The sequence below is a fragment of the Qipengyuania polymorpha genome (genome assembly GCF_019711435.1).
GTDB classification, from domain to species: Bacteria; Pseudomonadota; Alphaproteobacteria; order Sphingomonadales; family Sphingomonadaceae; genus Qipengyuania; species Qipengyuania polymorpha.
On the sequence record NZ_JAIGNK010000002.1, the window covers coordinates 74,036 to 100,725 of the forward strand.

The following is a 26,690-nucleotide window of genomic DNA, read 5'->3' on the forward strand; positions in this document are numbered from 1 at the left end:
GCGCGCGATATGGCGAGTGACGGCTGCAATCACAACCGCCCTCTGCTCAACCTTGGCTGCGACGACGATTCCGGTTGCGATTACGATTGCCACCCGGACGGCCACCCTGCGGCCTGCCCTGACCCGCACCGGCAGGCTTGCCCTTGCGCGCAGGATGCTTCTGCTTCGGCTTTGCCTTGGCAGCACCGCCCGTGGGGCGGACCTTTGGCTTGGCCATGCGCTGCTTGGGCTCGCGCTTGGTCGGGCCGACGCCTTCGACCACGGCGCGGAAGTTGTCGGGCAGCGGCAGGCGCTCGAATTCCGCGTCGGTCTTCTTGCGGATGTCCTTCAGATAATCGCGCTCATCCTCGGCGCAGAAGGCAATCGCAATGCCGTCCTTGCCCGCACGAGCGGTGCGTCCGATGCGGTGGACATATTGCTCCGGCACGTTCGGCAGTTCGTAATTGATGACGTGGCTGACGCCCGGAATGTCGATACCGCGCGCAGCGACATCGGTGGCGACGAGGATGGGCGTCTTGGCGCGCTTGAACTCGTCGAGCGCACGCTCGCGCTGCGGCTGGCTCTTGTTGCCATGGATCGCGTTGGCAGGGATGCCGCTTTGGCCGAGCTTCTTCACGATGCGGTCGCAGCCATGCTTGGTGCGCGCGAAAATGAGGACGCGTTCGAACTTGCCGGGCACCTGGTGGCGCTCCGACAAGACCAGTTCGAGCAGCGTCTGCTTCTCGTCCTGCTGGACCATGAAGAGGTACTGGTCGATGCGCTCTGCCGTGGTGTTTTCCGGGGTCACGCTGACCTTGACCGGGTTGCGGCAATATTTGCCGACCAGTTCCTGGATCTGCTTGGGCATGGTGGCGCTGAAGAACAGCGTTTGGCGGTCGGCCGGGACCAGTTCGCTGATCTTGCGCAGCGCGTGGATGAAGCCGAGGTCGAGCATCTGGTCGGCCTCGTCCAGCACCAGCACTTCGACGCCGTCGAGACGGAAGGCCTTCTGGTCGATGAGGTCGAGCAGGCGGCCCGGCGTAGCGACGAGGATGTCGGTGCCGCGATGCAGCTTGTTGCGGTCCTTGTTGACCGAAGTGCCGCCAACGATGGAGTGGACCTTGAGCCCCGCCAGCGCGCCGTAATCCTTGGCGCTTTCGGCAATCTGACCGGCCAGTTCGCGCGTCGGCGCGAGCACCAGCATGCGGCAGGACTTGAAAGGCGTTTGCTTGTCGGCGTCACGCAGGCGGTCGATGCTGGGCAGCATAAAAGCGGCGGTCTTGCCCGTGCCGGTCTGCGCGATGCCGAGCAGGTCGCGCCCTTCGAGAACGCGCGGAATGGCCTGCGCCTGGATCGGCGTCGGCTCGGTATAGCCCTTCATGTCGAGGGCTTGGAGCACGGGCTGCGACAGCCCGAGGTCGGTGAATTGTGTCATGTATACTCGCAATATGCTTGCGGCGCGCAGACGGATTCGTCGCGCGGCGCGGGTGTCAAACGACCCGCGTGAAAAGGGAAGTCATTGGGTAAAGACCGAGGCGCGGCCGGGGCGATGGATGTCTCCACATCGCCGCTTCACGCTGGCTAGCGCGCTTCGATGGGGGCAGATGGGCCAGCCCGTATGTTATGTCAACCCATCTGCCTTACAGAAGCTATGGATTCGACGGCGTACAAGCTGCTTCTAAACTGTATGGCAATTTATTGCGCTGCGCAGTATATTCGTACCAATTAAGCCACTCGGTCGAAACATAGCAACCTCGTTTAATTGTATACTCGACACAATATTCATTGTACCCATCACAGTAGCCTTTACCCACCCCGACAGGGTTTATCCCGCAAGTCTGTTTCTTTCCATGATTTTTACTACTCACCTCCAGCTCAATGTAAGTCATGTTATTTGGAGTTGCCCCCCTACAATCAAAGGTGCTCGAATTTGCACCTCCAGACCAATACCCAATAGTCTTCAGCTTTTGCCCTGCCAGATTCACGACGATGTGGACAGGCGGTTCAATTTCCTCATCTACGGGCTGACTCCAAGCCGGGATAAAAAAGCTACTTTGGTAGGCTTGGCGGTTTTGACCGGCAACGCCGTTCACGACACCGCTAACTTCTGCGCCTTCCTCCAATCTGGTTAGCAAAAATGCCCGTTCACCAAGCAATTCGTCGCCATCTTGGTCCACGGCCAAACCTTCTACACCTGACGCTTCGAAGCTAGTTAGTTCTATGGCACCGACCGTGGCCGGAGCGGCCCAACCTACCACCAGCGTGGCGCGCATCGGAGTAATATCCCGATAATATGTGTAAAGAGCAGTCTCCTTGCCCACACAACTTGACCACGCATCGACCTGGTCCGCCGAAAGGCTAGCCTTAAAGGTCTCACGAGAGTTCGAATAATGTTGGCTGTAATTTTCTTTGGACAGTAACGAACTGCGCTTCTTATCAAATGACGAATAGTCTCCAACAAAATACGCAGTGTAAAGATTTGCCTTCTTGCGTGCCTGCTCGTAATTATCTTTATTTATCATTCGCATCCAGGCAAGCGATTCAAGCGTATCCTCCTGAAGATAATCAGTCTGCTCGATCAATACCGAATCACAGTCACTAGATTGCGCGAAAACAGGCGAAGATGAAATCGCCGTAATTACCCCACCGATTACACAGTACTTTCTCATAATTTCTCTCCCCAATTAAAAATTGGTAGCGGAGAAATCGCTACCTTGCAAACCTATCAAGTGAGTTCGCTTGTTTGGTTCTTATCAAATGCCAGCGCCAACAACCCATCCGTACTCGCGTCGAACTCCTCGCCGCCCTGCTCGATTGCCTTGGCCATCTGCTTGCCGAGCTCGACGCCGAACTGGTCGAAGGGGTTGATGCCCATCAGTACGGCGCTGGCGAAGGTGCGGTGTTCGTGGAAGGCGATCAGCGCGCCCAGCGTGGCGGCGTCGAGGTCGTCGCACAGGATCGTCGCCGAGGGGCGGTCGCCGGGGTAGTTGCGCGCCGGGTCCTTGCCCGCCTTGCCCGCCATCAGCGCCGCGCCCTGCGCAAAGCAGTTCATCAGCAGGATGCGGTGGTGTGCGGGGTCGAGTTCGTCGCCCGGTGCGATGCTGGCGATGAAGTCGACGGGTATGAGATGCGTGCCCTGGTGGAGCAGCTGGAACACCGCGTGCTGCGCATCGGTGCCCACCCCGCCCCATGTGATTGGCGCGGTCGGGCCGTCGACGGGCTGCATGTCGGCGGTCACGCGCTTGCCGTTGCTCTCCATTTCGAGCTGCTGGAGATAGTCGGGAAACAGCCCCAGCCGCTCGTCATAGGCGAAGACGGCGCGCGTCTGGCAGCCGCGCACGCGGGTGTAGTAGAGGTCGGCGAAGCTGGCGCGCAGGACGAGGTTGTCCTCCAGCGGCGTGTCGCGGAAGTGCTTGTCGACCTCGGCGGCGCCTGCGAGCATTTCGCGGAAATCGTCCATTCCCACGGCCATGGCGATGGGAAAACCGATGCTCGACCAGATGGAATAGCGCCCGCCGACGCTTTCCTGGAACGGCAGGATGCGCGTCTCGTCGACGCCCCATTCGACCGCGCCCTCGGGATTGGCAGTCAGCGCCACCACGCGGCCGCCCGGGTCGGAGACGCCATTGTCGGCGAGCCATTTGAGCGCGCTTTCGGCGTTGGTCATGGTCTCGATGGTGGTGAAAGTCTTGCTGGCCACCGCAATCAGCGTCTTGGCCGGGTCGCATTTCGCAAAGGCCGCTTCCAGCGCCACGCCGTCGATGTTCGAGACGACATGCACGTCGCAGCGCGCGAAGTCGCGGGCCAGTGCATCGACGCCCAGCGCGGGGCCAAGCGCGCTGCCGCCGATGCCGATGTGGATGAGGTGGTCGATTTCGCCGAGCGCCCCTTGGTGGATGGCTCCGACCAGCATGCCCATCCGGTCGATGAGCGCGGCGGCTTCCTCGGTCTTGGCCTCGTCGCCCACACCGCGCAGCGTGGCGTGGTCGGCCGCGCGGCCCTCGGTCGGGTTGACCACCTCGCCCGCGAACAGCTTGTCGCGCATACCAGCGAAGTCCATTGCCTCGGCCAGCTCGGCGAATTGCGCCAGGACCGCGCGGTCGAGATGGGTTTTCGACCAGTCGAACAATATGCCGCCCGGTGCCATGAGGTCGTCGGTCGCCTCACCCGCCAGTTCGATCCGGCCCGAGAGCATCGCCACGCGCTCTGCCCCGCCCGGCTCGTCTGCGCCCTCGCCGCCGTCACGCGTCGCGCTGAACAATTCGAGCAGCGTCGGCTGCGGCAGCTTGGCGAGCTTGCTCCAGATATCGGCGGCGGTTTTGGTCATGGCGGGCAAAAATCCTTTGAAGGGGCGTTGCCCCGCGACTAGGGAATTCGGCGATGAATGAGAACCCCCGCCTTGTGCAGCCAGACGCCGATGCCGACCCGAGCACTGTCGCCACGCCCGAAACCACTCCCGAGAAAGAGGAAAGCTGGGGCGATTTCCTGAAATTCGTGCTGAAGCTGGTGGCCGTGGTGCTCATCTTCCGCAGCTTCATCTTCTCGCCCTTCACCATCCCGAGCGAGAGCATGCTGCCGGGCCTGCGCAATGGCGACTACCTCGTCGCGGCGAAGTGGCCCTACGGCTTTTCGAGTCTCTCGCTGCCGCTGGAAGCGCCGCTCATTCCGGGACGCATTTTCGCCAGCTTGCCCGAGCGCGGCGACGTGGTCATCTTCAAACATCCGGTCGACGGCACCGATTATATAAAGCGCGCCATCGGCCTGCCGGGCGATACGGTCGAAGTGCGCGATGGGACCGTCTATCTCAATGGCGAGGCGCTGGAGCAGGAGCGCGGAAGCTATGTCGACATCCCGATGAGCGTGAACACCGAATGCAACGAGGTAGGCGGGCAGGTCGTCGACGGCACCACCTGCCGCTACCGGCAGATTATCGAGACGCTGCCCTCGGGCAAGAGCTATCCCACCATCGATTTCGGCAACGGGCCTGCGGATAATTTCGGCCCCATCATTGTACCAAAAGGCAAGATGTTCGTGATGGGCGACAACCGCGACAATTCGCAAGATAGCCGCTTTCCTGCGATTGCCGGGAGAGGCGTGGGACTGGTCGATACCGACCTTCTCGTGGCGCGCGCCAGCCGGGTACTGTGGTCGACCGACGGAAGCGCTGAATGGCTGTTGCCTTGGACCTGGTTCACCGCCGCGCGCTGGGATCGCATCGGGAGCGACATATGAGCGGCCTGTCGAGCGATACCCGCAAATGGTTGGAGGACACTGGCTTCACCGTCGGGGACGAGAAACTGTGGCAGGCCGCGCTCACTCATGGCAGCATGGGCGAGAAGGACGATTACGAGCGGCTCGAATTCCTTGGCGACCGCGTACTGGGCCTGTCCATCGCGCATTGGCTTTACGAGCAGAGCGAGGCACCCGAAGGCAAGCTTGCCCAACGCCTCAACGCCATCGTCAGCCGCGAGATGTGCGCGACCGTGGCGCGTGGCATCGGCCTGGCCGACCACATGCGTATTTCTAAACAGGCGCGTGCTGATGGCGGCAAGGACAGCGACAACATCCTCGGCGACGTGATGGAATCGCTGCTCGGTGCGCAGTTCCTCGACAATGGCTTCAAGAAATCGCGCAAGCTGGTACATATCCTCTGGCGTCCGGCGCTGGAAAGCGGCGCGGGCGAAAGCAAGCATCCCAAGAGCGCGCTGCAGGAATGGGCTGCGGGCAATCGCCGCAAGCCGCCGGAATACGAAGTGGTCGACCGGTCCGGTCCCGACCACGCCGCACAATTCACCGTCCGCGTGAGCGTCCACAAGGTGGGCGAAGCGACCGGGACCGCCAACAGCAAGGGCGAAGCCGAGAAGGCCGCCGCCAAGAAATTCATGGAGAAGTTCGGATGACCGAACACAAGACACATTGCGGCCTCGTCGCCGTCATCGGGGCCCCCAATGCGGGCAAGTCCACGCTGGTGAACCAGCTCGTCGGCCAGAAGGTCGCCATCACCAGCGCCAAGGCGCAGACGACGCGTGCGCGGATGCTCGGCATTGCGCTGCATGGTGATACGCAGATGGTGCTGGTCGATACGCCCGGTATTTTCTCGCCCAAGCGCAAGCTCGACCGCGCCATGGTCAGCGCGGCGTGGGACGGTGCGGACAGCGCCGATGCCGTGCTGCTGATGGTCGACCCCATCAAGCAGCGCCGCCACGAACTCGAGCCGCTGGTCGAAGCGCTGGCAAGCAGGCCGGAACGCAAGATCCTCGTGCTCAACAAGGTCGATGCGGCGAAGAAGGAGCCGCTCCTCGCTCTGGCGCAGGAACTGGGCGAGAAGGTCGAATTCTCGGAAGTGTATTTCGTCTCCGCGCTGACCGGCGATGGCGTGCCCGAACTTAAAGAAGCGCTCGCGGGAATGATGCCCGAGGGCCCGTGGATGTATCCCGAGGACCAGGTCTCCGACGCCAGCGAACGCCTGCTCGCCACCGAAATCACCCGCGAACAGCTCTACAAGCAGCTCCACGAGGAACTGCCCTACGACAGCGCGGTGCGGCCCGAGAAATACATCCAGCGCCCCGACGGCAGCGTGGAAATCCACCAGCAGATCGTGGTGATGCGCGACAACCAGCGTGCCATCGTGCTCGGCAAGGGCGGCAGCCGCATCAAGGCCATCGGCCAGGCGGCCCGCGAGGAACTCTCCGAACTGCTAGGCCAGAAGGTCCACCTCTTCCTCCACGTCAAGACCGACGAGCGCTGGAGCGAGGACAAGGAGATGTTCGAGGAAATGGGGCTCGAGTGGAAGGGGTGACGACCCAGGTCTGATGGGCTGGAGCGAAGTCCTTTCGCATCTCGGTGCGGCGCTGGCGATCGGCCTCATGGTGGGGCTCGAGCGCGGCTGGAAGCTGCGTGATGCCGAGGATGGCCAGCGGGTGGCCGGGATCCGGACATTCACCCTGCTCGCCCTGACTGCCGGCATATCCGGCCTGCTGTCGGCGGCTGGCTATGAAATCATTGCCGGCATCATTATGGCGGGCGCGACTGCAATCATGGCACTCGGATATTCCCGCTCGGTGCTTGCCGATGGCAGGCCCGATGCGACATCGGCGATTGCCGCCATGGTCACGCTCGGCCTCGGCTTCCTTGCCGGGATCGGACAGGCGGCACCGGCTGTTGCCGGGGGCGCGGTGGTGACGCTGGCCCTTGCGCTGCGCAACGAAATGCACCGCTGGGTCGGTGCGCTCGACGAAGATGATATCAAGGCATTTGCGCGTTACGCGGTCATTGCACTGGCGGTCTTCCCCTTCCTGCCCGAGGGCCGCTTCGGCCCCTATGACGCTTGGGAGCCGCGCAACCTGTGGCTGGTGGTCATCATCGTCACCGGATTTTCCTTCGCCGGCTATGTCGCCAACCGCCTTTTCGGCGCGCGGCGCGGGACGATTGCGACGGCGGTGATCGGCGGGCTCTACAGTTCCACCGCCGTGACACATTCCTTCGCCCAGAAAATCGGCTCGGGCGCTGGCGCCGGAGCGGAAAATGCAGGCATCGCACTGGCGAGCGCGGTGATGTACCTGCGCGTCATCGTGCTGGTCGGGGTCCTTGCGACGAGCCTGCTGCCGCATTTCGTGATCGTCGTCGCACCGGCACTGGTAGTCGGCTTCGTCGTCGCATGGCGACTCTACTCGCGCGCTCCGTCGACGACCGGCCCTGCCCCGCCGGGCAACCCCATCGCGCTGCTCCCGGCCCTTACCTTCGTGGCTTTCGTGGCAGGCGCCGCAGTGGCGGCACGCTGGGCGCAGGGTGAATTCGGCGAACAGGGTATCGCGATCCTGCTCCTGCTGATGGGAAGCATGGACGTGGACGCTGCTATCGTGACCGCAGGCGGCCTCGAACCCGGCACCATCGCCCCGCAGCTGGCCGCGCTGGCGATCGCGGGGACGATCCTTGCCAATATGTCGGTCAAGCTGGGTGTGACGCTGGCCTATGGAAAGCGTGAGGCACGTCCCGCAGCACTGGCTTTGGCTGCAAGCATGCTCGCGCTGACGGCGAGCCTGGTCGTGGGCTACCTCGGACTGTGATGCAGGAGGAACGAGCTCGCATCTAGGCCATCAGCGAGCCGGGCGGGAGGAACCGAGCGGGCTCCCGGATGAGAAGGTCGACCTCTTCTCACACTTCCAAACCATGGCACGCTGGAGCGCGGTCAATCCGCAACAAGGAAGGCCACCTTCATATTGCGGTCATAGGCTCTAGCCTGGCCGTCAGCATCTGAGATTTCGCCCACATTTGATCCAGATAGGGCATCGCAGGCAGCCTTACCGAACGGTCCGTCATCCGACCCGGGATTGATGCATGAGGTAACCACGCCGGTTTCCGATACCTCTACGACCACATCAATCTCGTGCTTCTCTCCATACCCCGCCGGAAGCCCTGCAACCGAGATCTCCATATCCGGAGGTGTAGTGTACTGGCTTGCAAGGTCCCCCATCTTGGAACCCGGCAGGACCATTTTGGTGTGTCCAACGAATTTCCCGAAGGAATCCTGGCCAGCAGCATTTTTCGCGGGCTGCATTTGAACACGCTTGTATTGCTTTCAAATTTCCCTGGCCAGCCTTTCGCTGCCGACAGAATCCAGAACCGTGCATTCGTAGACCCGACCACGCGGGTCCACGCGCAATTCGAATATGACGAACACTGAGGCTTCTGCACGAAGCGCCCAGAGCGGATAATCTACGTTGCGCGACAAATCGTCAGGCAGCTGCGGACCCGAAGCGGCGGTAAGTGCTGCAATCATGGCGGAAGCAAGGGACAAGATCATGATTACCAACTGAACTGCTGTTCGCAGGAAATTAAGCAAATTCCGGTCGCCGCCCTAGCCATTTCCCTCGTCGGGGGCAGCTTAGTAGCTTATTGGAATCTAGCGCTTTTTCGCCACCTTTATCTTGTTCTTCTTGGCAAAGTCCTTGGTGGATTCCTCACTGCGATTCAGCGCCTTGGCGATCTGCTTGAGGCCCTGGCCCTTGCCGGCGAGGGTGCGGAGCTGGCCCGCCTCCTCGCCCGTCCAGGGTTGCTTGTGCCTTTCGAAACGCTCCTTGCCCATCAGTCCGGCTTTTTCTTGGCGGCGGGCTTCTTCTTCGCCGCAGCCTTCTTGGGCGCCGCCTTCTTCTTTGCCGGGGCCTTCTTCTTCGTCTTCTTCTTCGCCGGGCCCTTCGCCGCGCGGGCATCGATCAGTTCGATGGCCTGCGCCTCGGTCACATCCTCGGGCTTCACGTCCTTGGGGATGGTGGCGTTGGTGGTGCCGTCGGTCACATAGGGGCCGTAGCGGCCCGGCATGACCTTGATTTCACCGCCGCTGGTCGGATGCTCGCCGAGTGTCTTGATGGGTTCCGCCTTGCCGCGCCCGCCGCCCTTGCGGTTGGCAGCCTCCGCGAGCAGCGAGACGGCTGCATTCATGCCGGTCTCGAAGACATCGCGCGTGCTGGCCAGCTTGGCATACTTGCCATCGTGGCGCAGATAGGGACCGTAACGGCCGATGGCGGCCTCGATTTCCTTGCCGGTTTCGGGATGCGCGCCGACGATGCGCGGGAGGCTGAGGAGCTTCAGCGCCCATTCGAGATCGAAATCGTCGAGGTCCTTGGGGATGCTCGCGCGCTTGGCCTCCTTGCCCTCGCCCAGCTGAATGTAAGGGCCGAAGCGGCCCGTCTTGCGCTCGACCGGGAGGCCCGTTTCGGGGTCCTTGCCCATCACGCCGTCATCGGCTCCATCGTCCCCGTCGCTGCCCGGCTTGGCGAACTGGCGGGTGAACTTGCACTCGGGGTAGTTTGCGCAGGCGACGAAGGCACCATAGCGACCACCGCGCAGCGCAAGGCGTCCGCCATCGCGGCCTTCGGTTTCGCATAGCGGGCAATGGCGCGGGTCCTTGCCATCGGCGCGTTCGGGGAAGAGATAGTCGGCGAGGAAATCGTCGAGCACCTCGGTCACTTCCGAGGGCTTTTTCTCCATGATCTCTTCGGTCTTCGGTTTGAAGTCCTTCCAAAATTCGGCGAGCAGCTTCTTCCACTCCTCGCGCCCGTCCGAAACCGTATCGAGTTCATCTTCCATCCCGGCGGTGAAATCGAAGGACACGTATTTCTCGAAAAAGCGTTCGAGAAACGCCGTGAGGAGGCGCCCCGATTCCTCTGCAAAGAAACGGTTTTTCTCCATCCGGACATAGTTGCGGTCGCGTAGCGTCTGGAGCGTGGAGGCATAGGTCGAAGGCCGCCCGATGCCGAGTTCCTCGAGCCTTTTCACAAGGCTCGCCTCGCTGAAACGCGGCGGCGGCTGGGTGAAATGCTGGTTGGCTTCGACTGCCTTCTTCAGCGGGCTGTCGCCCTTGCTGACGTTCGGCAGCAGGCCGTCCTCGTCGTCCTCCGAAGGCTCGTCACGGCCTTCCTGGTAGACGGCGAAATAGCCGGGGAATTTCACCACCTGGCCGGTCGCGCGCAGCTCGTGCTTGCCGGTGCCGTCGCGTAGCGTGATGGTGGTGCGCTCAAGATTGGCCGAGGCCATCTGGCTCGCCATCGCGCGCTTGAAAATGAGGTCGTAGAGCTTGGCCTCGTCGCCCGAACCGGCGCGGTCCTTGCGGAAATCGGTCGGACGGATGGCCTCATGGGCCTCCTGCGCATTCTTGGCCTTGGTCGAATAGAACCGCGGCTTGTCGGGCAGGTAATAGGCATCGTAGCGGTCGGCGATGGCCTTGCGGCAGGCATCGATGGCGCTGCCGTCCATCTGCACACCGTCAGTACGCATATAGGTGATATGTCCCGCCTCGTAGAGCGACTGGGCTAGGCGCATGGTGTGGCTGGCCGAATAGCCCAGCTTGCGCGATGCCTCCTGCTGCAAAGTCGAGGTGGTGAACGGCGGCGCTGGGCTGCGCTTCAAGGGCTTGGTTTCGATTTCCTCGACCGTGAAGCGCGCATCCTCGACCGCCTTCTTCGCGGCCTTGGCGCTGCCCTCATCCCCGAGGGTCAGCTTCTGCAGCTTCTTGCCGTCATACTTGACGAGCCGCGCGTCGAACTGGGTCCCGTCCTGTTCCAGCTTGGCGAGGACCGACCAGTATTCGTCGGCCTTGAAGTGTTCGATTTCGATTTCGCGGTCGACGATGAGGCGCAGCGCCACCGACTGCACGCGGCCCGCGCTCTTGGCGCCCGGCAAGCGTCGCCACAGCACCGGCGAGAGCGTGAAGCCGTAGAGATAGTCCAGCGCGCGGCGGGCGAGATAGGCGTCGATAAGGTCCTGGTCGAGCTCGCGCGGGGACTTCATCGCATCGGTGACGGCCGCCTTGGTAATCGCGTTGAAGGTGACGCGGTCGACCTTCTCGGGCAGCGCCTTCCGCTTGGCGAGCAGTTCACGCACGTGCCAGCTGATGGCTTCGCCTTCGCGGTCAGGGTCGGTCGCGAGGACGAGGCGGTCGGCCTTCTTCGCGTTGTCGCTGATTTCCTTGAAGCGGCTCTGCTTGTCCCGATAGAGTTCCCAGTCCATCGCGAAGTCCTCGTCCGGGCGCACGCTGCCATCCTTGGGCGGCAGGTCGCGGACATGGCCGTAGGAAGCGAGGACCTTGAAGTCCTTGCCGAGGTATTTCTCGATGGTTTTCGCCTTTGCCGGCGACTCTACGATGACCAGTTGCATGAGGTGTAAAATTCGTCCCTTACGTGTGCGTATGCGTATACGCGCGAAAATGGGGACTGCTCCCGAGACCCGTCAAGCAACAAAAAACCCGGAGCGGCACGAGGGCACGCTCCGGGATAAAGGAAAAGGACTTGCTCGAAACCGGGCAGGCCCTTCGGGTCGCAGGGACCGGATAGACGGCCCGCCCCCGAAAGGCCCCACCCAATTGGGTGGGTTCGGATAATTCAGCCCTGTGTTTCTTCGCGCACCTGCTGGGCGAAACCGGGCGGAAGGATGCATTTGCCCGCATCATACTGCCCGACCGCGCGGATGACCTCGTTCTTCTCCGGTTCGATACGGCGGCCCGAAATCTGGCTGTCGATGACGCGCCGGAGCAGCTGGTCGAGGCGGGTGACGAGGTAGCAGTCGATGGCAGGCTTGGCATGCGGGTTGCCGATGCCGCTGTCGTCGGTGAGGAAGGTGTAACGCGACTGGGTGGCCGCAGCCATGGCGCGCATCACGTATTCGGCCACGTCCGCCACGCCCGATGCGCCGACAGGCACGACATGGACGCGGTTTGCGCGCAAATGTTCGGCTGCGAGCCAGGTCTGCGGGATGTCCGCATCATGCGGCGGGGCATCGCCGACGAGCAGCAGTGATTTGACCGCATCGCCGCGCCATTCGAGCTGCGCGGCACGGACCAGCGCGTCCTGCATGGCCTCCTCGTAATCACCGCCGCCTCCTGCGTATTGCGCGGCGAGGCGAGTCTGGGCGCGGGCGACGTCGCTGTCGAAGTCGAAGGTCTGGGTGACGAAGTCATCGCCCTCGTCGCGGTAGAAGCTGAAGGCGACGCGGATATCGATATCCTTGTGACGCGCCTCGAGCTGGTCGATGATGCTGCGCAGCTCCGCCTGGAGGTAGCGCAGTTCGTCGCTCATCGAGCCGGTCACATCGACCACCAGCGCAAGGTCCAGCTTGCGTACCGCGGTGGCGGCAGAGGAGGTGCGGATGGTGACGCTCTGCGCGCCTGCCTCCTCGGCCAGCCGCACGACGCGCCATTCGCTGCCGCCGGCGCGAACCCACACGGTGTCGCTCAGCCGGTCGAGGCCGGGGAAGAACACCGCGCTGCCATCGGCAACCGAGTTGAGCGTGATGGAATTGCCATCCTCGCAACGGATTTCGATGGGCATGAAGGGCACGGCCTGCCCGCGTGCGTCCTTTGCTTCGACTCGCAGGATGCGCGAGGTGTCGAGCCGCGGGAGGGCAGCGACACGCTGGCCGAGATCGGTCTTGCGGACGTAGTCGGCGTAAAGCTCGGGGTTGAGCAGATCGTCATGCTCGCCTGCGGTGAGGAGGCCGCTCTGCGGAGCAGGCTGCGGCGGGCGCGGCGGCATGATGGGCGGCGGGGGATAGCCGGGCATGGAGCGCGAGGCGCCTGCGCTGTCAGCTGCTTCTTCGGCGGTATCCACGGTCGCCGTCGCCGGTACGTCGCGCGAAGTCGTTTCCCCGCGCGAACCAGTGACGACGATGCGCTCGCCATCGCCCTTCGCAGATGCGCCGGGTGCAGGAGGCGGTGGGGGCGCCATTGCCGGAGGAGGCGGAGCAGGAGCGGCCTCCATCGTCGCCATTGCGCGGACACGAGGATGCGGTCCCTGCTGCTGGTTGACCACCGCCTCCTTGCCGAGGTCGGGCAAAGGCGCAGGCGTACGGCAATAGGTCGCCGCCGCACGCCGCTCGGGCGGCATCGTGGTCATCGCAGGGTCTGCTTGCGCCTGCAGGCTCGCCGGTCCGGGGACCAGCATCGACATCATGCAGGCGCCGGCCACAAATTTCTTCATCACGACTCTCCCCTTGAATGTGAAATGATACTCTATCACATTTCATCGGGGAGGAAAGATGAACGCTGGCTGACAGCGACCATTTAATCAGGAAGAAAGGCTGACCCGACCCGCTGCGTGACGTTCAAGACGCCCCCCGATTTCCAGTTCCAGCAAGGCCAGCTGCACCGCCGCCGCGCCCTGCCCGGACTGGCGCACCAACTCGTCCACGGCGACCGGCGCAGTGGTGAGCAGGCTGGCGATGTCGGCGGGTTCGGCCTCGGCCAGTTCGGCGTGCTCGAAGTCGAATTGCGAGACCGGCTCGCGGAAGGTCGAGCGCGGGCTGCCGTCGAAGCCGGTGAGCAGTTCGGTTACGTCCGCGGGCGATTGCACCAGCACTGCGCCTTCGCGGATGAGGTGGTTGCAGCCGTGGCTGCGCGCCTCCAACGGGCTGCCGGGGATGGCCATGACCTCGCGCCCCGCTTCGCCTGCCAGCCGCGCGGTGATGAGGCTGCCCGATTTGACCGCCGCTTCCACCACCAGCGTGCCCGAAGGGAGGCCTGCGATGATGCGGTTGCGGCTGGGGAAGTGACTGCCACGCGGCTCGGTGCCCGGTGGCTGCTCGGCGAGGAGCAGGCCCTCGCTCGCAATCCGCTCCTGCAAGGCCTCGTGCTGCGGCGGGTAGGCGATGTCGATGCCGCTGGCGATGACGCCGATGGTGCGCGGCAGGCTGCCCTCGTGCGCCGCCCCGTCGATGCCGCGCGCAAGCCCCGAGACAACGGTGAAGCCGGCCTCCGACAGGCCCTTGGCGAAATCGCGGGCAAGCTTGACCGCTGCCGCGCTGGCGTTGCGCGCGCCGACCATGGCGACACAGGGCTGCGCGGCGAGTGAGAGGTCGCCCCGCCACGTCAGGATCGGCGGCGCGCTGTCAATTTCTCCGAGCAGGCGTGGATAGTCGGGCTGGTCGTGGAAGAGGTATTTCGCCCCTGCCGCGCGGACATTCTCGACCTCGCGCTCGACCTTGTCCTTCGCAATTGCGCGGTACTGCCGCCCTCCCCGCTTGCCGAGGTCGGGGAGTGCCTCCAGCGCCTCTGCCGCGCTGCCGAAGCGGGCGAGCAGCATGGTGTAGCTGACCGGCCCGATATTGGGCGAGCGGAGCAGGCGGATGCGGGCAAAGGCCTCGTCCTGCGTGAGCTTTACCGCGACCGGTTGGGTGGCTTCGTTCACCCCTTGGAGCCGACCTTCGGTTCGGTCCCCTTGGCGAGGCGACCGATGTTTTCGCGGTGCAGCCACAGCACCAGCGCCGCGATAAGCGCGAGGACATAGGCGATCGTCGTCTCACCGGTGAAGAAGGCCACCAGCGCCGTCACCACCACGGCAGCCATCCCGGCAAGCGAGCTGATGCGCGTAATCGCCAGCACGCTGAGCCACGTGACCGCGTAGACGCCCCCGAACAGCAGCCCGAGGCCGAAGGACACGCCCGCATTGGTCGCCACGCCCTTCCCGCCCTTGAATCCCAGCCAGACGGGGAAGCAGTGTCCGATAACCGCGAAGAGCGCGGTCCAGCCAATTTCCTGCCAAAACAGGTTCCACGCGATGAGGACCGGCACGAGACCCTTGGCAAGGTCGAGCAACAGCGTCGCCGCAGCCAGCCCCTTGCTGCCGGTGCGCAGGACATTGGTCGCGCCGATATTGCCGCTGCCCTGCTGGCGGATATCGCCCTTGCCCGCCAGTTTCGCGAGGATGAGGCCGAAGGGTATCGAGCCGAAGGCATAGCCAAGCAGCGCGGCCCAGAGCACGTTGATGGAAAAATCGGTGCCGAAATCCATGAATTCCCTCAATTCCGTTCGGGCCACGCTTGTCGAAGCCCTGCACTTTCTTCTAGCAACAGCCTTAAAGTGAAATACCGCCCTTCGACAAGCCGAGGGCAAACGGAAGGTCCAGTTTGAACACATCTTCCCCGATATTGCTGTTCGACTCCGGCGTCGGCGGGCTCACCGTGCTGGCCGAATTGCGCAAGCTCATGCCCAAGGCGCCGGTGATTTACGCTGCCGACATGGCTGGCCTGCCCTACGGCTCGAAGAGCGAGGCCGAAGTGGCGGCGCGCGTCGCGGGCCTGCTCGGGCGGATGGCCGAACGCTACAACCCGCGCCTCATCTGCATCGCCTGCAACACTGCCAGCACGATTGCGCTGGGCATGGTGCGCGAGGTGCTGGAAACCCCGATTGTCGGTACCGTCCCCGCCATCAAGCCCGCCGCGCAGATGACGAAGACGGGCACCATCGGCCTCCTCGGCACCGAGGCGACCGTCAGGCAGGGCTATGTCGACGACCTCCAGCGCGAATTCGCGACCGGCAAGAAACTGCTGCGCTACGGCGCCAACGGGCTGGTCGCGCTGGGTGAGAAAAAGCTGCGCGGCGAGTCCGTCAGTGTGGACGAGGTGGCCAAGGCAGCATCGGGCCTCATCCTCCAGGCTGGCGGAGAGAACCTCGACACCGTCGTCCTCGCCTGCACCCACTTCCCACTGCTCCAGGACGAATTACAGGAAGCTTTCGGCAAGGACGTCACTTTCGTCGACGGTTCGAAAGGCATTGCGCGGCGCATCGCGCACCTGCTCGAAGGCGATAGCTTTGCCTTCTGGTCGCGCAGCTTTGCGGTGACCACCGGCGAACTCGAAGACTTCCGCCGCCTTGCCCCGGCCTTCGAACAGCACGGCATCAAGAGCCTCAAACGCTTTTGAAAACTTGCGAATCGTTCGCAAAGATCGCGGTAGAAAACCGGGGCGCATTTCCTTATGTGGGCGGCATATTCAGCCGCGGACGGGCGGCGCAATCCGGCGGGTAGCCCCCACGTGAACTACGACCAGATCTTCGACGAAGCCATCGGACGCCTCCATGCGGAGGGCCGCTACCGCGTGTTCATCGACATCATGCGCAACAAGGGCGCCTTCCCCAACGCGCGTTGCTTCCACGGCCACAACGGCCCCAAGCCGATTACCGTCTGGTGCTCGAACGACTATCTCGCCATGGGCCAGCATCCCAAGGTCATCGAAGCGATGGAAAACGCGCTGCACGATGTCGGCGCAGGTTCCGGCGGCACGCGCAATATCGGCGGCAACACCCACCTGCACGTAGAACTGGAACGCGAGCTGGCCGAACTCCACGGCAAGGACGGCGCGCTGCTATTCACCAGCGGCTATGTCTCGAACGACGCGACGCTGTCGACGCTCGCCAAGCTCCTTCCGGGCTGCGTCATTTTCTCGGACGAACTGAACCACGCCAGCATGATTGCCGGCATCCGCAATTCGGGCTGCGAGAAGCGCGTCTTCCGTCACAACGACCTCGAACATCTCGAGGAACTGCTGGCAGCAGAGGACGCGGACACCCCCAAGCTCATCGCCTTCGAGAGCGTCTATTCGATGGACGGCGATGTCGCCCCCATCCACGCGATCTGCGACCTTGCCGAGAAATACAACGCGCTGACCTATATCGACGAGGTCCACGCGGTCGGCATGTACGGCGAGCACGGCGGCGGCATTTCCGAACGTGACGAAGCCGCGCACCGCATCGACATCATCGAAGGCACGCTGGGCAAGGCGTTCGGCGTGATGGGCGGCTATATCGCGGCCGACACGCGCGTCATCGATTGCATCCGCAGCTATGCCCCGGGCTTCATTTTCACCACCTCGCTCAGCCCCGTGCTGGTGGCAGGCGTGCTGGCGGCCGTGAAGCATCTCAAAGCCTCGAGCGAGGAACGCGACGCCCAGCAGGCCGCCGCAGCCGCGCTGAAAGAGAAGATGCGCGCCGCTGGCCTTCCCGTAATGGATAGCACGACGCACATCGTCCCGCTGATGGTCGGCGACCCGGTTCGGGCGAAGAAGATCAGCGACATCCTGCTCGCCGAATACGGCGTCTACGTGCAGCCCATCAACTTCCCCACCGTCCCCCGCGGTACCGAGCGCTTGCGCTTCACCCCCGGCCCCGCCCACACGGGCGAGATGATGGACGAACTGGTCGCCGCGCTGGTCGAAATCTGGGACCGCATGGACATGGAACTGCGCGAGGCGGCCTGAGCCGTAAGGGATTTTGCAGGGCTGCGTCTCTGCGCTACCTCTCCTGCGCAAAGGAGAGGACATGAGCGGCAACCCCGACCAGACATTCGCAGAAGTAGTCCAAGGACGCCGCTCCATCCGCGGCTATCTCGACAAGCCTGTCCCGCGCGAACTTATCGAGGAAGTGCTGGCGCTTGCCATGCGTTCGCCTTCCTCGATGAACACCCAGCCCTATTATTTCCATGTCATTACCGGCGAACCGCTCGACCGCATTCGCAAGGGCAATACCGAGCGCATCCTCGCAGGCGAGCCTGATAGCCGCGAGTTTCGGCGCGGGCAGCCGTTCTCGGGCAAGCACCGCGAACGCCAGATCGGCTGCGCTGTCCAGCTGTTCGAGGCGATGGGTATCGAACGCGACGACAAGGAGAAACGCCAGGACTGGGTCCTGCGCGGCTTCCGCCAATTCGACGCGCCGGTGTGCATCATCATCACCTACGACAAGGAACTGTCCGACAGCGACGACACACCGTTCGACTGCGGCGCTGTCACCACTGCGCTGGTCAATGCGGCGTGGAGCCGGGGCCTTGGCTGCGTCATCAATTCGCAAGGCATCATGCAATCGCCCGTTGTGCGCGAGCATGCCGCCATCCCCGACGACCAGGTTATCATGAAAGCCGTGGCGATGGGCTGGCCCGACGAGGACTTCCCGGCCAATCCGGTGAAAATCACACGGCGCAAGGTCGATGAAGCGGCCCGCTTCGTGGGCTTCGATTGAGCGGTCGGAAACTCCAAATTAACTTTCGTTACCCTCGGAGAAACGCGGTTTTCCACTGGCCGCATGGCGCAATCGTCCCGTCGAACTAACCTTGCCTCTTGGGCCGAAATTAAGACCCATGGGGCAGGCAGCCAGTGACGCGCAGCTAGGGCGCGTCATGGCTCGATGGAGGGTTAGCAAATGAAGAAATTGAATGTGGTCGCCATTCCGGCGGCTTTCGGCCTCGCACTCGCGGCGCCCGCGCTGCTGGCGCAGGATGGCGATGCCGGCGATGCTGGCAGCGACGCTGAAGTCGAAGTGGAAGACACCGAGACCGAAGTCGAAGTCGTCGAATCGAACGGCGCTATCGTCACGCGCGAAGCCATCACCGAGGAAGTCGCTGTCGTCGACGAGAATGGCGAAGCTGTCCTCGATGCAGACGGCAACCCGACTTACGAAACCGTCGAAACCGGCGGCTGGGTGCAGACGGTCGAAACGCCTTCGGGCAACCGCCACACTATCACCAAGGCCGAAGGCGAACGCGCCGTCGTGACGCATGAGAAGGCTGAACGCGTGGCTCGTGCCGACCGTCCGGAAAAGCCCGAACGTCCGGCGAAGCCCGAACGCCCCGAGAAGCCCGAACGTCCGGAAAAGCCGGAACGTCCCGGCCGCGGCGGCTAATCACACATAATCAAGCGCGTCGTCCGGCTGCCCTGCAAAGGGGAGCTCCGGGCGGCGCGCCTTCACGTTCAGGAGTGAAGACAATGACCCGTTTGCTAAGCGGCGCCGCAGCCTTATGCGCCCTCGCCTTGCCCCAGGCCGCGATGGCCGATGACTACGTCCAGATCGGCGTGGGTGCCGACTATTCCAGCGGCGACTATGGTGAAGAGGTCGATACGACCATGCTGGCCCTACCCGTCTCGGCCAAGGTGAAGACGGGCGACCTCAGCCTGCGGGTTTCGATCCCTTGGGTGAGCGTCGATGGCCCCTCGGGCGTCATCCCCGGTGACGGCGGCGTGCGCGGCCCGGGTCGCGGCGGCGGCGGGGAAGATCTGATTGGCACCGAGTCACGCTCGGGGCTCGGCGATATCGTCGCGGCGGCCACCTATTCCTTCGGTCTGTCGGACGCGACCTATTTCGATGTCACGGGCAAGGTGAAACTGCCCACGGCCTCGACCGAAAAGTCGCTCGGCACGGGCACGACCGATTTCACGCTGCAGGGCGAACTGATGCAGGTCTTCGGCGATGTCAGTGCCGCGGTGCGTGCAGGCCGCCGCTTCAACGGCGAGAGCGACGAATTTGCGCTCGACGACGTGTGGCTGGGCGGCGCGAGCCTGTTCTATGTCACCGGCGACACCACCTGGGGCCTCGACTACGACTGGCGTGACGGTTCGCTGCCGACCGCACCCAATCGCAGCGAACTGACCGGTTCGGCGACGCACAAGCTCAGCGATGCGCTGCGCTTGCAGGGTTACGCCTACACCGGCCTCGCCGACGGCAGTCCCGACATCGGCGCCGGCGCGCAAGTACTGTTCCGCTTCGGACAGTAATTTTCTTTCATAGACGCTCGTCGTCCAAATTCGCCAACTGGCAGAACCAAACTCGGATAATCCCTAGCGTGTGTTAGTGAAGCAGCACACGCAAGGGAGGCTCCATGAAAATCCAGACCACTATCGCTCTCGCATTGGCCGCCGCCGCACCGCTTTCGGCCCAGGCAAGCAGCACACAAGAGACCGACAAGGTCGCCAAACTCGATGCAATGGCTCCGCTGTTGCTGGCTAAATACGATGTGCCCAGCGTGGGCGTTGCCTACATCGAGAATGGTGAAATCGCATTCGTCAGACATTACGGCAAGCAAAGCTGGGGCTTTCCGGCTAACGAAGAAACGCTGTATAATGTTGCCTCGCTGACCAAGCCGGTCTCGGCAGAGGTGGTGCTTCGGCTTGTTTCGGCAGGCCGCATTTCTCTCGACACCTCGCTGGCCCAGCATCATGTCGATGACGATCTGGTCGACGACCCTCGTATCAACCTTCTCACGCCTGAAATCGTCCTGCGGCATCGTACCGGGTTCGCGAATTGGCGCCGCCAAACCGACGGCATCCTCCAGTTCTCGCACGACCCGGACACCAAGACGGGATATTCCGGCGAAGGATACGAATGGATGATGAAGTCCGTCGTCGCAGCAACGGGGAGCGACTTCGAGGACCTTGCCCAGGAGTTGATATTCGACCCGGCAGAAATGCCGCTGACCGGTTACGTCCTGGCCGGCAAATGGGTGGGACATCTGGCTGCGCCCTACAAGGCCGGCGAGGCGGTCTACAACAAGATCAGGCGCGAGCCTTCGGCGAGCGACGACCTGCGAACGACGCCTCGCGAATATGCCAAATTCATGCTGTCGGTATTCGAAGGCGAGCACGTATCGCCTGCATTACGCGCACAACAGGCCACGATCGTGAACTCCTACCAAGAACACTTCCAATGCGACGGTAGCGATGCTGTGCCGGACTTTTGCCCCGTTGACGAGGGCTGGGGTCTTGGCTGGTTCATCCACGACTATGGTGATCGCAAGATCATGCAGCACTCGGGCGGCGACCATGGCGAAGCGAGCCTCGCCATTTATGACCCGGTCGCCAGGCGCGGGGTCATCGCGCTCACAAACGGGGCCGAGGGTCACCGCGTCATGGTGCGTATCGTCGGCGAACTTTTCGGCGACGAAAGGGTGGAGGAATACTTCGTGACCCTGTCCGACAATATCGGGAAATAGCGTGTATCGACGCGACTAGCGCAGGTTCACCACATTGTCGGCTTCGGGACGCACGCGGCTGCCGTCGTAAAGGCTCGCCATCGGCTCGTCGGTTACGATGATGCGTTCTGCAGCGCCGAAGCCGTTGAAGTCGGTCTTCATCGCTGCGCCGTAAGCGCCGAGCATGCCGATTTCGATGTAGTCGCCTGCCTGGATGTCCTCCGGCAGGGCGAAGGGGCCCGGCATGTAGTCGGCATCATCACAGGTCGGGCCGTAGAAGGCGAAGTCCATCTCGGGCTTGATGAGGTCGTCTTCGAGCGCGCGGACGGGGAATTTCCAGTCCACATGCGCAGCATCGAACAGCGCGCCGTATGCGCCGTCATTGATGTAGAGTTCCTCGCCGCGGCGCTTTTCCACCTTGACCACGAGACTGCTGTATTCGGCACACAGCGCACGGCCGGGTTCGCACCACAGCTCGGCGTTGTAGGCCACGGGCAGCGCGTAGAAGTGCTGGTGGATGATCTTGAAGTAATCTTCGAGCGGCGGCGGCTCCATGCCCGGATAGACGCTAGGAAAGCCCCCGCCGACGTCGATCATGTCGATGACCACCGAAGCCTCGGCAATCGCGGCGCGCGTGCGGTCCAGCGCCTGCACATAGGCGAACGGGCTCATGGCCTGGCTGCCCACGTGGAAGCACACGCCCAGCCAATCGGCGTACTGGCGGGTTTCCTGCAGCAGCGCAGGCGCTTCGGTGAGGTCACAGCCGAACTTGGAGGCAAGGCTCAGCGCGGCGTGCTCGCTCGACACGCGCAGGCGAACGCAAAGGCGCAGGTCGGTGGCGTATTCGCCATCCTCGCCACGGGTAGCCTCGACGATCTTCAGCAGCTCTTCGGAAGAATCGAGGCTGAAGGTCTTCACGCCGTGCTTGAAATAGGCCTCGCGGATCGCGCCGGGCGATTTGACGGGGTGCATGAAGCACAGCGTCGCTTCCGGCAGCGTCTCGCGCACCATGCGCACTTCGGCAATCGAAGCGACATCGTAATGCGTCACGCCGTTGTCCCACAGGATCTGCACCAGATCGGGCGAGGGATTCGCCTTGACCGCATAAAGCGACTTGCCCGGGAACTTCTCGACAAAGAAGCGGGCAGCGCGCGCAGCGGCGTGCGGGCGGTTGAGGATTACGGGTTCGTCGGGCGCGAGCGCGCGAACTACGGACCGGGCGTCAGGGAAATGCTGCAACTCAAGGGACCCCCTAAACAGTCCTTGCGGACCATGAAACGACAAGCTGCCTTGCGGTTAGGAAGTCCCCTTGGGGCAGCAGGAGGCGCGCATATAAATCGTCACTCATGAAACGCAAGTGAATATCGCGGCGTATTTGCGCAAGTTCGCACAGGGCGCGACGGGCCTCTTGTGCGGTGGGTCGCAAACGCACTTAGGGTTAATATTGTTGCAATTTGGCGTTTCCCTACAAGCAACCCTACTGAGGCCGCGTTAGGAATTCGGCTTCTCGGAAAGGGGGCTGCACACACCAACTCCCCCGGGCAAAGTGTAGGAACACGACAAGAAACAGGTCGCATCTCGTCATCCGACAACAGGAGGAATGGATGAATTCGACCTTCAAGAAACTCGCGCTGATACCCTTGCTTTTCGCGGTTGGGGCACAGGCGGAACCGCCGCGCGACCAGCCGATGGTATCGCTGGACAGGCTCGCCAAGCAGTTGGAGCCGTTCAAGGATGTCACCTACGCCGAAGAACAGGGCTATTTCCAGGCGTCGGGATGCGAAGCTCATCCCGAATTGGGCATAATGGGCTACCACTATGTGAGCGCGGAATTGCTCGGCCTGACGCCGCCCGTGGATGGCAGGGTCAACGGAACCGGGACTTACACCGGCACGAATCCGCCTGCGATCCTGCTCTACGCTCCCGACGGACACGGCGGCAAGGAACTGGTCGGCATCGAGCTGCTGGTCTTTGCCGAGGCATGGCATGCGGAAAACAAGAACCCGCCCAAGTTCCGCGGCCGGGAATGGGATTACATGGAAGACGACCCTGATACGCCGGTCGACGAGGCGCACGGCTTCATGCCCCATTACGACCTTCACATCTGGCTATACGCGGAAAATCCCAGCGGCATGTACGCCCAGTGGAACCCCGACCTGAGCTGCGCGAACCTCGGCATTGCCGAATTCAATCACTAGGTCGCGCTACCACACGACCTTGCGCGGCCGGCTTCAGCTTAGCCGGTCGCGAAAGGTCGAATAGCCGAACTCTTTCACCAGCTCGAGCTGGTCGGTTTCGCTGTCCCACATATAGATACTGGGCAGCTGGACGCCATTGAAAGTGTTTGTCTTGACCATCGAGTAATGCGCCTGGTCGAGGAAGGCGAAGCGCTTGCCGACCTCTGCCCCGCCCTCGATGCGATAATCGCCGATGACATCCCCTGCGAGGCAGGAAGGGCCGCCGATGCGCACTTCGGGTGTCTCGTGGTCTCGCGCCTCACCGAGCATGGCAGGGCGATAGGGAGCCTCTATCACGTCGGGCATGTGGCAGGTCGCCGAGACGTCGGCGATGGCGACGGGCAGGCCGTTGTAGCCGGTGTCGAGAATGGTGCCGACGAGGATGCCCGCATCTAGCGCCACCGCCTCGCCCGGCTCGAGATAGATCTCTGCGCCGGTGTCGTCCTTCGCATCCTTTAAAAATTCGACCAGTTCCTCGCGCTGGTAGTCGGCGCGGGTGATGTGGTGGCCGCCACCCATGTTGATCCACTTGAGCTGGCCGAACCACGGCTCGATCGCATCGAACACGCGGTCCCAGGTCTTGAGCAGCGGCTCGAGATCCTGTTCGCAAAGGTTGTGGAAGTGGATGCCCTCCACGCCTTCCATCATTTCGGGCGTCAGCTGGTCGAGCGGGAAGCCGAGACGGCTGCCGGGGCTCGACGGGTCGTAGCGCGGCACCTCGCCGGTCGGCACCTGCGGATTGATGCGCAGGCCGACCTCGAAATCCTGTCCACTGGCACGGGCGTTGTCGAGGATGAGCGCAGCGCGGCTCATCTGGCCCGGCGAATTGAAGATAACATGGTCCGACAGGCGGCAGATCTCGTCGAGTTCCTCCGGCTTGTAGGCCGCGCAATAGGTGCTGATTTCGCCGTCGTAGAATTCGCTCGCCAGCCGCGCTTCCCACAGGCCCGATGTACAGACACCGTCGAGATATTCCCCGATGATGGGCGCGGCGCTCCACATGGAGAAGGCCTTCAAGGCCGAGAGCACCTTGATGTTCGCCTCGTCGCGGATGTTCGCCAGAACCTGGCAATTGGCGCGCAATTTCGCAGCGTCCACCACGAAGGCGGGGCTGTCGACACGGTTCAGGTCGAAATGGGCGAAAGCGCCCGGATCACCGGCTTTGGTTTCCATGACCGTCAGAAGTCGACCGGACCGTCCATTTCCTTCACCTGCCAAGGCAGGCCGTGCTTGTTGAGCATTTCCATGAAGGGATCGGGGTCCATTTCTTCCATGTTGAACACACCGTCGCCCGACCACTTGCCCGTGACCATCATGGCCGAGCCGATCATGGCGGGCACGCCGGTGGTGTAGGAAACGGCCTGGTTGCCGGTTTCCTCGTAGGCCGCCTCGTGGCTGCAAATGTTGTTGATATAGAAAGTCTTCTCGCCCGATCCGTCGAGCGCTTCGCCGGTCGCGATGACGCCGATGTTGGTGTTGCCCTTGGTCGTTTCGCCCAGCGTTTCGGGCTTGGGTAGCACGGCGGCGAGGAACTGCAGCGGGATGATGTCCTTGCCCTGGTACCGCACCGGGTCGATGCGCGTCATGCCGACATTCTGCAGCACGGTCAGGTGCTTGATGTACTCATCGCCGAAGGTCATCCAGAAACGCGCCCGCTCAAGCTCGGGATTGAACTTGGCGAGGCTTTCCAGCTCCTCGTGATACATCATGTACATGTTCTTCGGCCCGACGCCCTCGAAATCGAATTCGACCTTCTTGCCCATCGCGGGTGTCTCGACGAATTCGCCGTTTTCCCAGTGGCGAGCCGGCGCGGTCACTTCGCGTATGTTGATTTCCGGGTTGAAATTGGTGGCGAAGGCCTGGCCGTGGTCGCCGCCGTTGCAGTCGAGGATATCGAGCTGGCGGATGGTCTTCAGCTTGTGCTTCTTCAGCCACATGGTGAAAACGCTGGTCACGCCCGGGTCGAAACCCGAACCCAAGAGCGCCATCAGGCCCGCGTCTTTGAAACGGTCGTGATAGGCCCACTGCCAGTGGTACTCGAACTTGGCCTCGTCCTTGGGCTCGTAGTTCGCGGTGTCGAGATAGCTTACGCCCGCTTCGAGGCAGGCGTCCATGATGGGAAGGTCCTGGTACGGCAGCGCGAGGTTGACGACGAGGCTGGGCTGAACCTTGCGAATGAGGTTCACCATCGCGGGGACTTCTTCCGCATCGATTTCATAGGTCGAAATGTCGACACCGGTGCGGGTCTTCACGCTGGCGGCGATGGCATCGCATTTGGACCTGGTGCGGCTGGCGAGATGGATATCGGTGAAGATATCCTTGTTCATCGCCATCTTGTGAACGCAGACCGAGCTGACGCCGCCTGCACCGATGACCAAAACTGTCGACATGAAGAAACCTCTTTTCGTAAATTCGAATCTTGCGCGCCCTCTAGCGAAATGCACTAGGCTAGCCAAATGGTCCGGGACGATATGAGAAAACCGACGCGGCAGGGCGTGCTCGATGCTGCAAAGTCGATTGCCGCCATCTTGCCGCCGACGCCGCTGCTGCCGGTCGAGATAGGCGGAGTACAGCTCCACGTGAAGGCGGAGAGCCTGCAACCGGTGGGCGCGTTCAAGATACGGGGCGGCTGGTGGCGGCTGTCGAACCTCTCCGACGAGGAGAAGGCGCGCGGCGTGGTAGCGGTGTCGTCGGGCAACCATGCGCAGGGCGTGGCGTGGGCGGCGCGGCGGCTGGGTATCGATGCCGCCATCGTGATGCCGCGCAATGCCCCGAAGGTGAAGCTGGAAGCAACGCGGGCGCTTGGCGCCGAAATCGTGCTCTACGACCGCCCCGGCGAGGACCGCGACGAGGTGGCGGCTCGCGAGGTCGAGGCGCGCGGTGCGACACTGGTCCATGCCTTCGGCGACCCGTGGGTCATCGAAGGACAGGGCAGCGCCGGCGTCGATATTGCCGCGCAGCTTGGACGCGCACCTTCGCGGCTGGTGGTCTGCTGCGGCGGTGGCGGGCTTGCCGCGGGTCTCGCCCTCGCCTGCCCCGAGAGCGCCATCCACGTGGTCGAGCCGCATGGCTGGGACATGGTCGGACAGGCAATTGCTGCTGGCGAAATCGTGCGCGTGGGCGACAACCCACCCCCCACCATCTGCGACGCGCTCCAGCCCGATGCGACCAAGCAGGTCAATCTGGACGTGCTGCAGGGCCGCGCCGAACCGGGTGTGACAGTGACCGACGAGGAGGTGCGCGCAGCACAGCGATTTGCCTTCTCGAACCTCAATCTTGTCGTCGAACCGGGCGGGGCAGCCGCCCTCGCCGCTGCGCTGGCGAGCAAGGTGCCGCTCGACGAGGACAGTGTCATCATGGTCACCGGCGGCAATACCGAAGCGGCGAGTTTTGCGGAGACCATCGCCGCAAATTAGGTTGCGATTGACTATTCATTGCGGCCTGCGCAAGTTCGCGGCATCAGGGTCGTGAAGAGAGG

General features: G+C 62.9%; 25 protein-coding genes. 12 read left to right on the plus strand and 13 right to left on the minus strand.

The genetic code is table 11. The features are described 5' to 3' along the window. Positions 1-46: 46 nt before the first annotated feature. The 3 genes from K3152_RS05695 to pgi all read right to left on the minus strand — a co-directional run bounded on the left by K3152_RS05695 (position 47) and on the right by pgi (position 4,306). Positions 47-1,414: a DEAD/DEAH box helicase gene (locus K3152_RS05695; protein WP_221573167.1), complete on the minus strand. Its 1,368-nt coding sequence runs from the start codon at positions 1,412-1,414 to the stop codon at positions 47-49. 214 nt (positions 1,415-1,628) lie between these two features. Next, positions 1,629-2,648 carry a hypothetical protein gene (locus tag K3152_RS05700; protein WP_221573168.1) on the minus strand — a complete coding sequence of 340 codons (1,020 nt, stop codon included), beginning with the start codon at positions 2,646-2,648 and terminating at the stop codon, positions 1,629-1,631. A gap of 56 nt (positions 2,649-2,704) precedes the next feature. Next, entirely contained in the window at positions 2,705-4,306 is a 1,602-nt protein-coding gene (gene pgi, locus K3152_RS05705) for a glucose-6-phosphate isomerase (protein WP_221573169.1), read from the minus strand. 53 nt (positions 4,307-4,359) lie between these two features. On the opposite strand from pgi, the gene lepB reads away from it, so the two are divergent. Genes lepB through K3152_RS05725 form a run of 4 tightly spaced genes read left to right on the plus strand, consistent with a single transcriptional unit; the run spans position 4,360 to position 8,045 of the window. After that, positions 4,360-5,211, plus strand: a complete 852-nt coding sequence (gene lepB / locus K3152_RS05710; RefSeq protein WP_221573170.1) for a signal peptidase I — start codon at positions 4,360-4,362, stop codon at positions 5,209-5,211. Further along, positions 5,208-5,879 carry a ribonuclease III gene (gene rnc / locus K3152_RS05715; RefSeq protein ID WP_221573171.1) on the plus strand — a complete coding sequence of 224 codons (672 nt, stop codon included), beginning with the start codon at positions 5,208-5,210 and terminating at the stop codon, positions 5,877-5,879. The genes lepB and rnc overlap by 4 nt, the downstream gene beginning before the upstream one ends. Beyond that, positions 5,876-6,778 (plus strand): GTPase Era, encoded by a 903-nt coding sequence (era, locus tag K3152_RS05720; protein WP_221573172.1) that lies wholly within the window; start codon positions 5,876-5,878, stop codon positions 6,776-6,778. The genes rnc and era overlap by 4 nt, the downstream gene beginning before the upstream one ends. A gap of 13 nt (positions 6,779-6,791) precedes the next feature. Next, complete coding sequence (locus K3152_RS05725) at positions 6,792-8,045, plus strand: MgtC/SapB family protein (RefSeq protein WP_221573173.1); 1,254 nt, start codon at positions 6,792-6,794, stop codon at positions 8,043-8,045. A 122-nt stretch (positions 8,046-8,167) separates the two neighbouring features. Here K3152_RS05725 and K3152_RS05730 read toward each other — a convergent pair whose 3' ends face one another. The 7 genes from K3152_RS05730 to plsY all read right to left on the minus strand — a co-directional run bounded on the left by K3152_RS05730 (position 8,168) and on the right by plsY (position 15,256). Continuing rightward, positions 8,168-8,536 (minus strand): hypothetical protein, encoded by a 369-nt coding sequence (locus K3152_RS05730; protein WP_221573174.1) that lies wholly within the window; start codon positions 8,534-8,536, stop codon positions 8,168-8,170. 21 nt (positions 8,537-8,557) lie between these two features. Further along, complete coding sequence (locus tag K3152_RS05735; protein WP_221573175.1) at positions 8,558-8,821, minus strand: energy transducer TonB; 264 nt, start codon at positions 8,819-8,821, stop codon at positions 8,558-8,560. 60 nt (positions 8,822-8,881) lie between these two features. Then, positions 8,882-9,064 (minus strand): hypothetical protein, encoded by a 183-nt coding sequence (locus tag K3152_RS05740; protein ID WP_221573176.1) that lies wholly within the window; start codon positions 9,062-9,064, stop codon positions 8,882-8,884. Then, positions 9,064-11,631, minus strand: a complete 2,568-nt coding sequence (gene topA / locus K3152_RS05745) for a type I DNA topoisomerase (RefSeq protein ID WP_221573177.1) — start codon at positions 11,629-11,631, stop codon at positions 9,064-9,066. The genes K3152_RS05740 and topA overlap by 1 nt, the downstream gene beginning before the upstream one ends. A 224-nt stretch (positions 11,632-11,855) precedes the next feature. Next, the gene (locus K3152_RS05750; RefSeq protein WP_221573693.1) at positions 11,856-13,448 is read right to left on the minus strand and encodes a vWA domain-containing protein; all 1,593 of its coding nucleotides are present in this window, start codon (positions 13,446-13,448) and stop codon (positions 11,856-11,858) included. A gap of 87 nt (positions 13,449-13,535) precedes the next feature. After that, positions 13,536-14,654: a DNA-processing protein DprA gene (dprA, locus tag K3152_RS05755; RefSeq protein ID WP_221573178.1), complete on the minus strand. Its 1,119-nt coding sequence runs from the start codon at positions 14,652-14,654 to the stop codon at positions 13,536-13,538. After that, positions 14,651-15,256, minus strand: coding sequence for a glycerol-3-phosphate 1-O-acyltransferase PlsY (gene plsY, locus K3152_RS05760; protein WP_221573179.1), 606 nt, complete (start codon positions 15,254-15,256; stop codon positions 14,651-14,653). Before plsY ends, dprA begins: the two co-directional genes overlap by 4 nt. A 116-nt stretch (positions 15,257-15,372) precedes the next feature. On the opposite strand from plsY, the gene murI reads away from it, so the two are divergent. From murI to K3152_RS05790, 6 genes are all read left to right on the plus strand, one after another. Next, on the plus strand, positions 15,373-16,167 hold the full coding sequence (murI, locus tag K3152_RS05765) for a glutamate racemase (RefSeq protein ID WP_221573180.1): 795 nt from the start codon (positions 15,373-15,375) through the stop codon (positions 16,165-16,167). A 111-nt stretch (positions 16,168-16,278) separates the two neighbouring features. Then, positions 16,279-17,499, plus strand: coding sequence for a 5-aminolevulinate synthase (hemA, locus tag K3152_RS05770; RefSeq protein ID WP_221573181.1), 1,221 nt, complete (start codon positions 16,279-16,281; stop codon positions 17,497-17,499). Positions 17,500-17,560: 61 nt separating this feature from the next. Next, entirely contained in the window at positions 17,561-18,253 is a 693-nt protein-coding gene (locus K3152_RS05775) for a nitroreductase (RefSeq protein ID WP_221573182.1), read from the plus strand. A gap of 180 nt (positions 18,254-18,433) precedes the next feature. Beyond that, positions 18,434-18,913, plus strand: a complete 480-nt coding sequence (locus K3152_RS05780) for a hypothetical protein (RefSeq protein WP_221573183.1) — start codon at positions 18,434-18,436, stop codon at positions 18,911-18,913. Between the two features lie 83 nt (positions 18,914-18,996). Next, positions 18,997-19,782, plus strand: coding sequence for a hypothetical protein (locus tag K3152_RS05785; protein WP_221573184.1), 786 nt, complete (start codon positions 18,997-18,999; stop codon positions 19,780-19,782). Positions 19,783-19,886: 104 nt separating this feature from the next. Then, a complete protein-coding gene (locus K3152_RS05790) occupies positions 19,887-20,996 on the plus strand; it encodes a serine hydrolase domain-containing protein (protein WP_221573185.1) in 1,110 nt (369 codons plus the stop codon). Between the two features lie 15 nt (positions 20,997-21,011). Here the strand turns inward: K3152_RS05790 and K3152_RS05795 are convergent, their stop codons facing one another. Further along, complete coding sequence (locus K3152_RS05795) at positions 21,012-22,214, minus strand: type III PLP-dependent enzyme (RefSeq protein WP_221573186.1); 1,203 nt, start codon at positions 22,212-22,214, stop codon at positions 21,012-21,014. A gap of 365 nt (positions 22,215-22,579) precedes the next feature. Here K3152_RS05795 and K3152_RS05800 point away from each other — a divergent pair, with 365 nt between their 5' ends. Then, positions 22,580-23,173: a hypothetical protein gene (locus K3152_RS05800; RefSeq protein ID WP_221573187.1), complete on the plus strand. Its 594-nt coding sequence runs from the start codon at positions 22,580-22,582 to the stop codon at positions 23,171-23,173. Between the two features lie 33 nt (positions 23,174-23,206). Here the strand turns inward: K3152_RS05800 and K3152_RS05805 are convergent, their stop codons facing one another. Then, positions 23,207-24,385: a carboxynorspermidine decarboxylase gene (locus tag K3152_RS05805; RefSeq protein ID WP_221573188.1), complete on the minus strand. Its 1,179-nt coding sequence runs from the start codon at positions 24,383-24,385 to the stop codon at positions 23,207-23,209. A gap of 5 nt (positions 24,386-24,390) precedes the next feature. Then, entirely contained in the window at positions 24,391-25,602 is a 1,212-nt protein-coding gene (locus tag K3152_RS05810; RefSeq protein ID WP_221573189.1) for a saccharopine dehydrogenase family protein, read from the minus strand. Positions 25,603-25,683: 81 nt separating this feature from the next. Here K3152_RS05810 and K3152_RS05815 point away from each other — a divergent pair, with 81 nt between their 5' ends. Then, entirely contained in the window at positions 25,684-26,628 is a 945-nt protein-coding gene (locus K3152_RS05815; RefSeq protein ID WP_247713242.1) for a threonine ammonia-lyase, read from the plus strand. Positions 26,629-26,690: the final 62 nt, after the last annotated feature.

Coding starts and splice junctions, on each gene's coding strand:
- pgi (WP_221573169.1), bottom strand. CDS start 4,306: ATGACCAAAACCGCCGCCGATATCTGGAGCAAGCTCGCCAAGCTGCCG.
- K3152_RS05740 (WP_221573176.1), bottom strand. CDS start 9,064: ATGGGCAAGGAGCGTTTCGAAAGGCACAAGCAACCCTGGACGGGCGAG.
- K3152_RS05785 (WP_221573184.1), top strand. CDS start 18,997: ATGACCCGTTTGCTAAGCGGCGCCGCAGCCTTATGCGCCCTCGCCTTG.
- K3152_RS05805 (WP_221573188.1), bottom strand. CDS start 24,385: ATGGAAACCAAAGCCGGTGATCCGGGCGCTTTCGCCCATTTCGACCTG.
- era (WP_221573172.1), top strand. CDS start 5,876: ATGACCGAACACAAGACACATTGCGGCCTCGTCGCCGTCATCGGGGCC.
- plsY (WP_221573179.1), bottom strand. CDS start 15,256: ATGGATTTCGGCACCGATTTTTCCATCAACGTGCTCTGGGCCGCGCTG.
- rnc (WP_221573171.1), top strand. CDS start 5,208: ATGAGCGGCCTGTCGAGCGATACCCGCAAATGGTTGGAGGACACTGGC.
- K3152_RS05800 (WP_221573187.1), top strand. CDS start 22,580: ATGAATTCGACCTTCAAGAAACTCGCGCTGATACCCTTGCTTTTCGCG.
- K3152_RS05780 (WP_221573183.1), top strand. CDS start 18,434: ATGAAGAAATTGAATGTGGTCGCCATTCCGGCGGCTTTCGGCCTCGCA.
- K3152_RS05725 (WP_221573173.1), top strand. CDS start 6,792: ATGGGCTGGAGCGAAGTCCTTTCGCATCTCGGTGCGGCGCTGGCGATC.
- K3152_RS05810 (WP_221573189.1), bottom strand. CDS start 25,602: ATGTCGACAGTTTTGGTCATCGGTGCAGGCGGCGTCAGCTCGGTCTGC.
- K3152_RS05695 (WP_221573167.1), bottom strand. CDS start 1,414: ATGACACAATTCACCGACCTCGGGCTGTCGCAGCCCGTGCTCCAAGCC.
- K3152_RS05750 (WP_221573693.1), bottom strand. CDS start 13,448: ATGAAGAAATTTGTGGCCGGCGCCTGCATGATGTCGATGCTGGTCCCC.
- topA (WP_221573177.1), bottom strand. CDS start 11,631: ATGCAACTGGTCATCGTAGAGTCGCCGGCAAAGGCGAAAACCATCGAG.
- K3152_RS05790 (WP_221573185.1), top strand. CDS start 19,887: ATGAAAATCCAGACCACTATCGCTCTCGCATTGGCCGCCGCCGCACCG.
- K3152_RS05700 (WP_221573168.1), bottom strand. CDS start 2,648: ATGAGAAAGTACTGTGTAATCGGTGGGGTAATTACGGCGATTTCATCT.
- lepB (WP_221573170.1), top strand. CDS start 4,360: ATGAATGAGAACCCCCGCCTTGTGCAGCCAGACGCCGATGCCGACCCG.
- K3152_RS05815 (WP_247713242.1), top strand. CDS start 25,684: ATGAGAAAACCGACGCGGCAGGGCGTGCTCGATGCTGCAAAGTCGATT.
- K3152_RS05730 (WP_221573174.1), bottom strand. CDS start 8,536: ATGCAGCCCGCGAAAAATGCTGCTGGCCAGGATTCCTTCGGGAAATTC.
- K3152_RS05775 (WP_221573182.1), top strand. CDS start 17,561: ATGAGCGGCAACCCCGACCAGACATTCGCAGAAGTAGTCCAAGGACGC.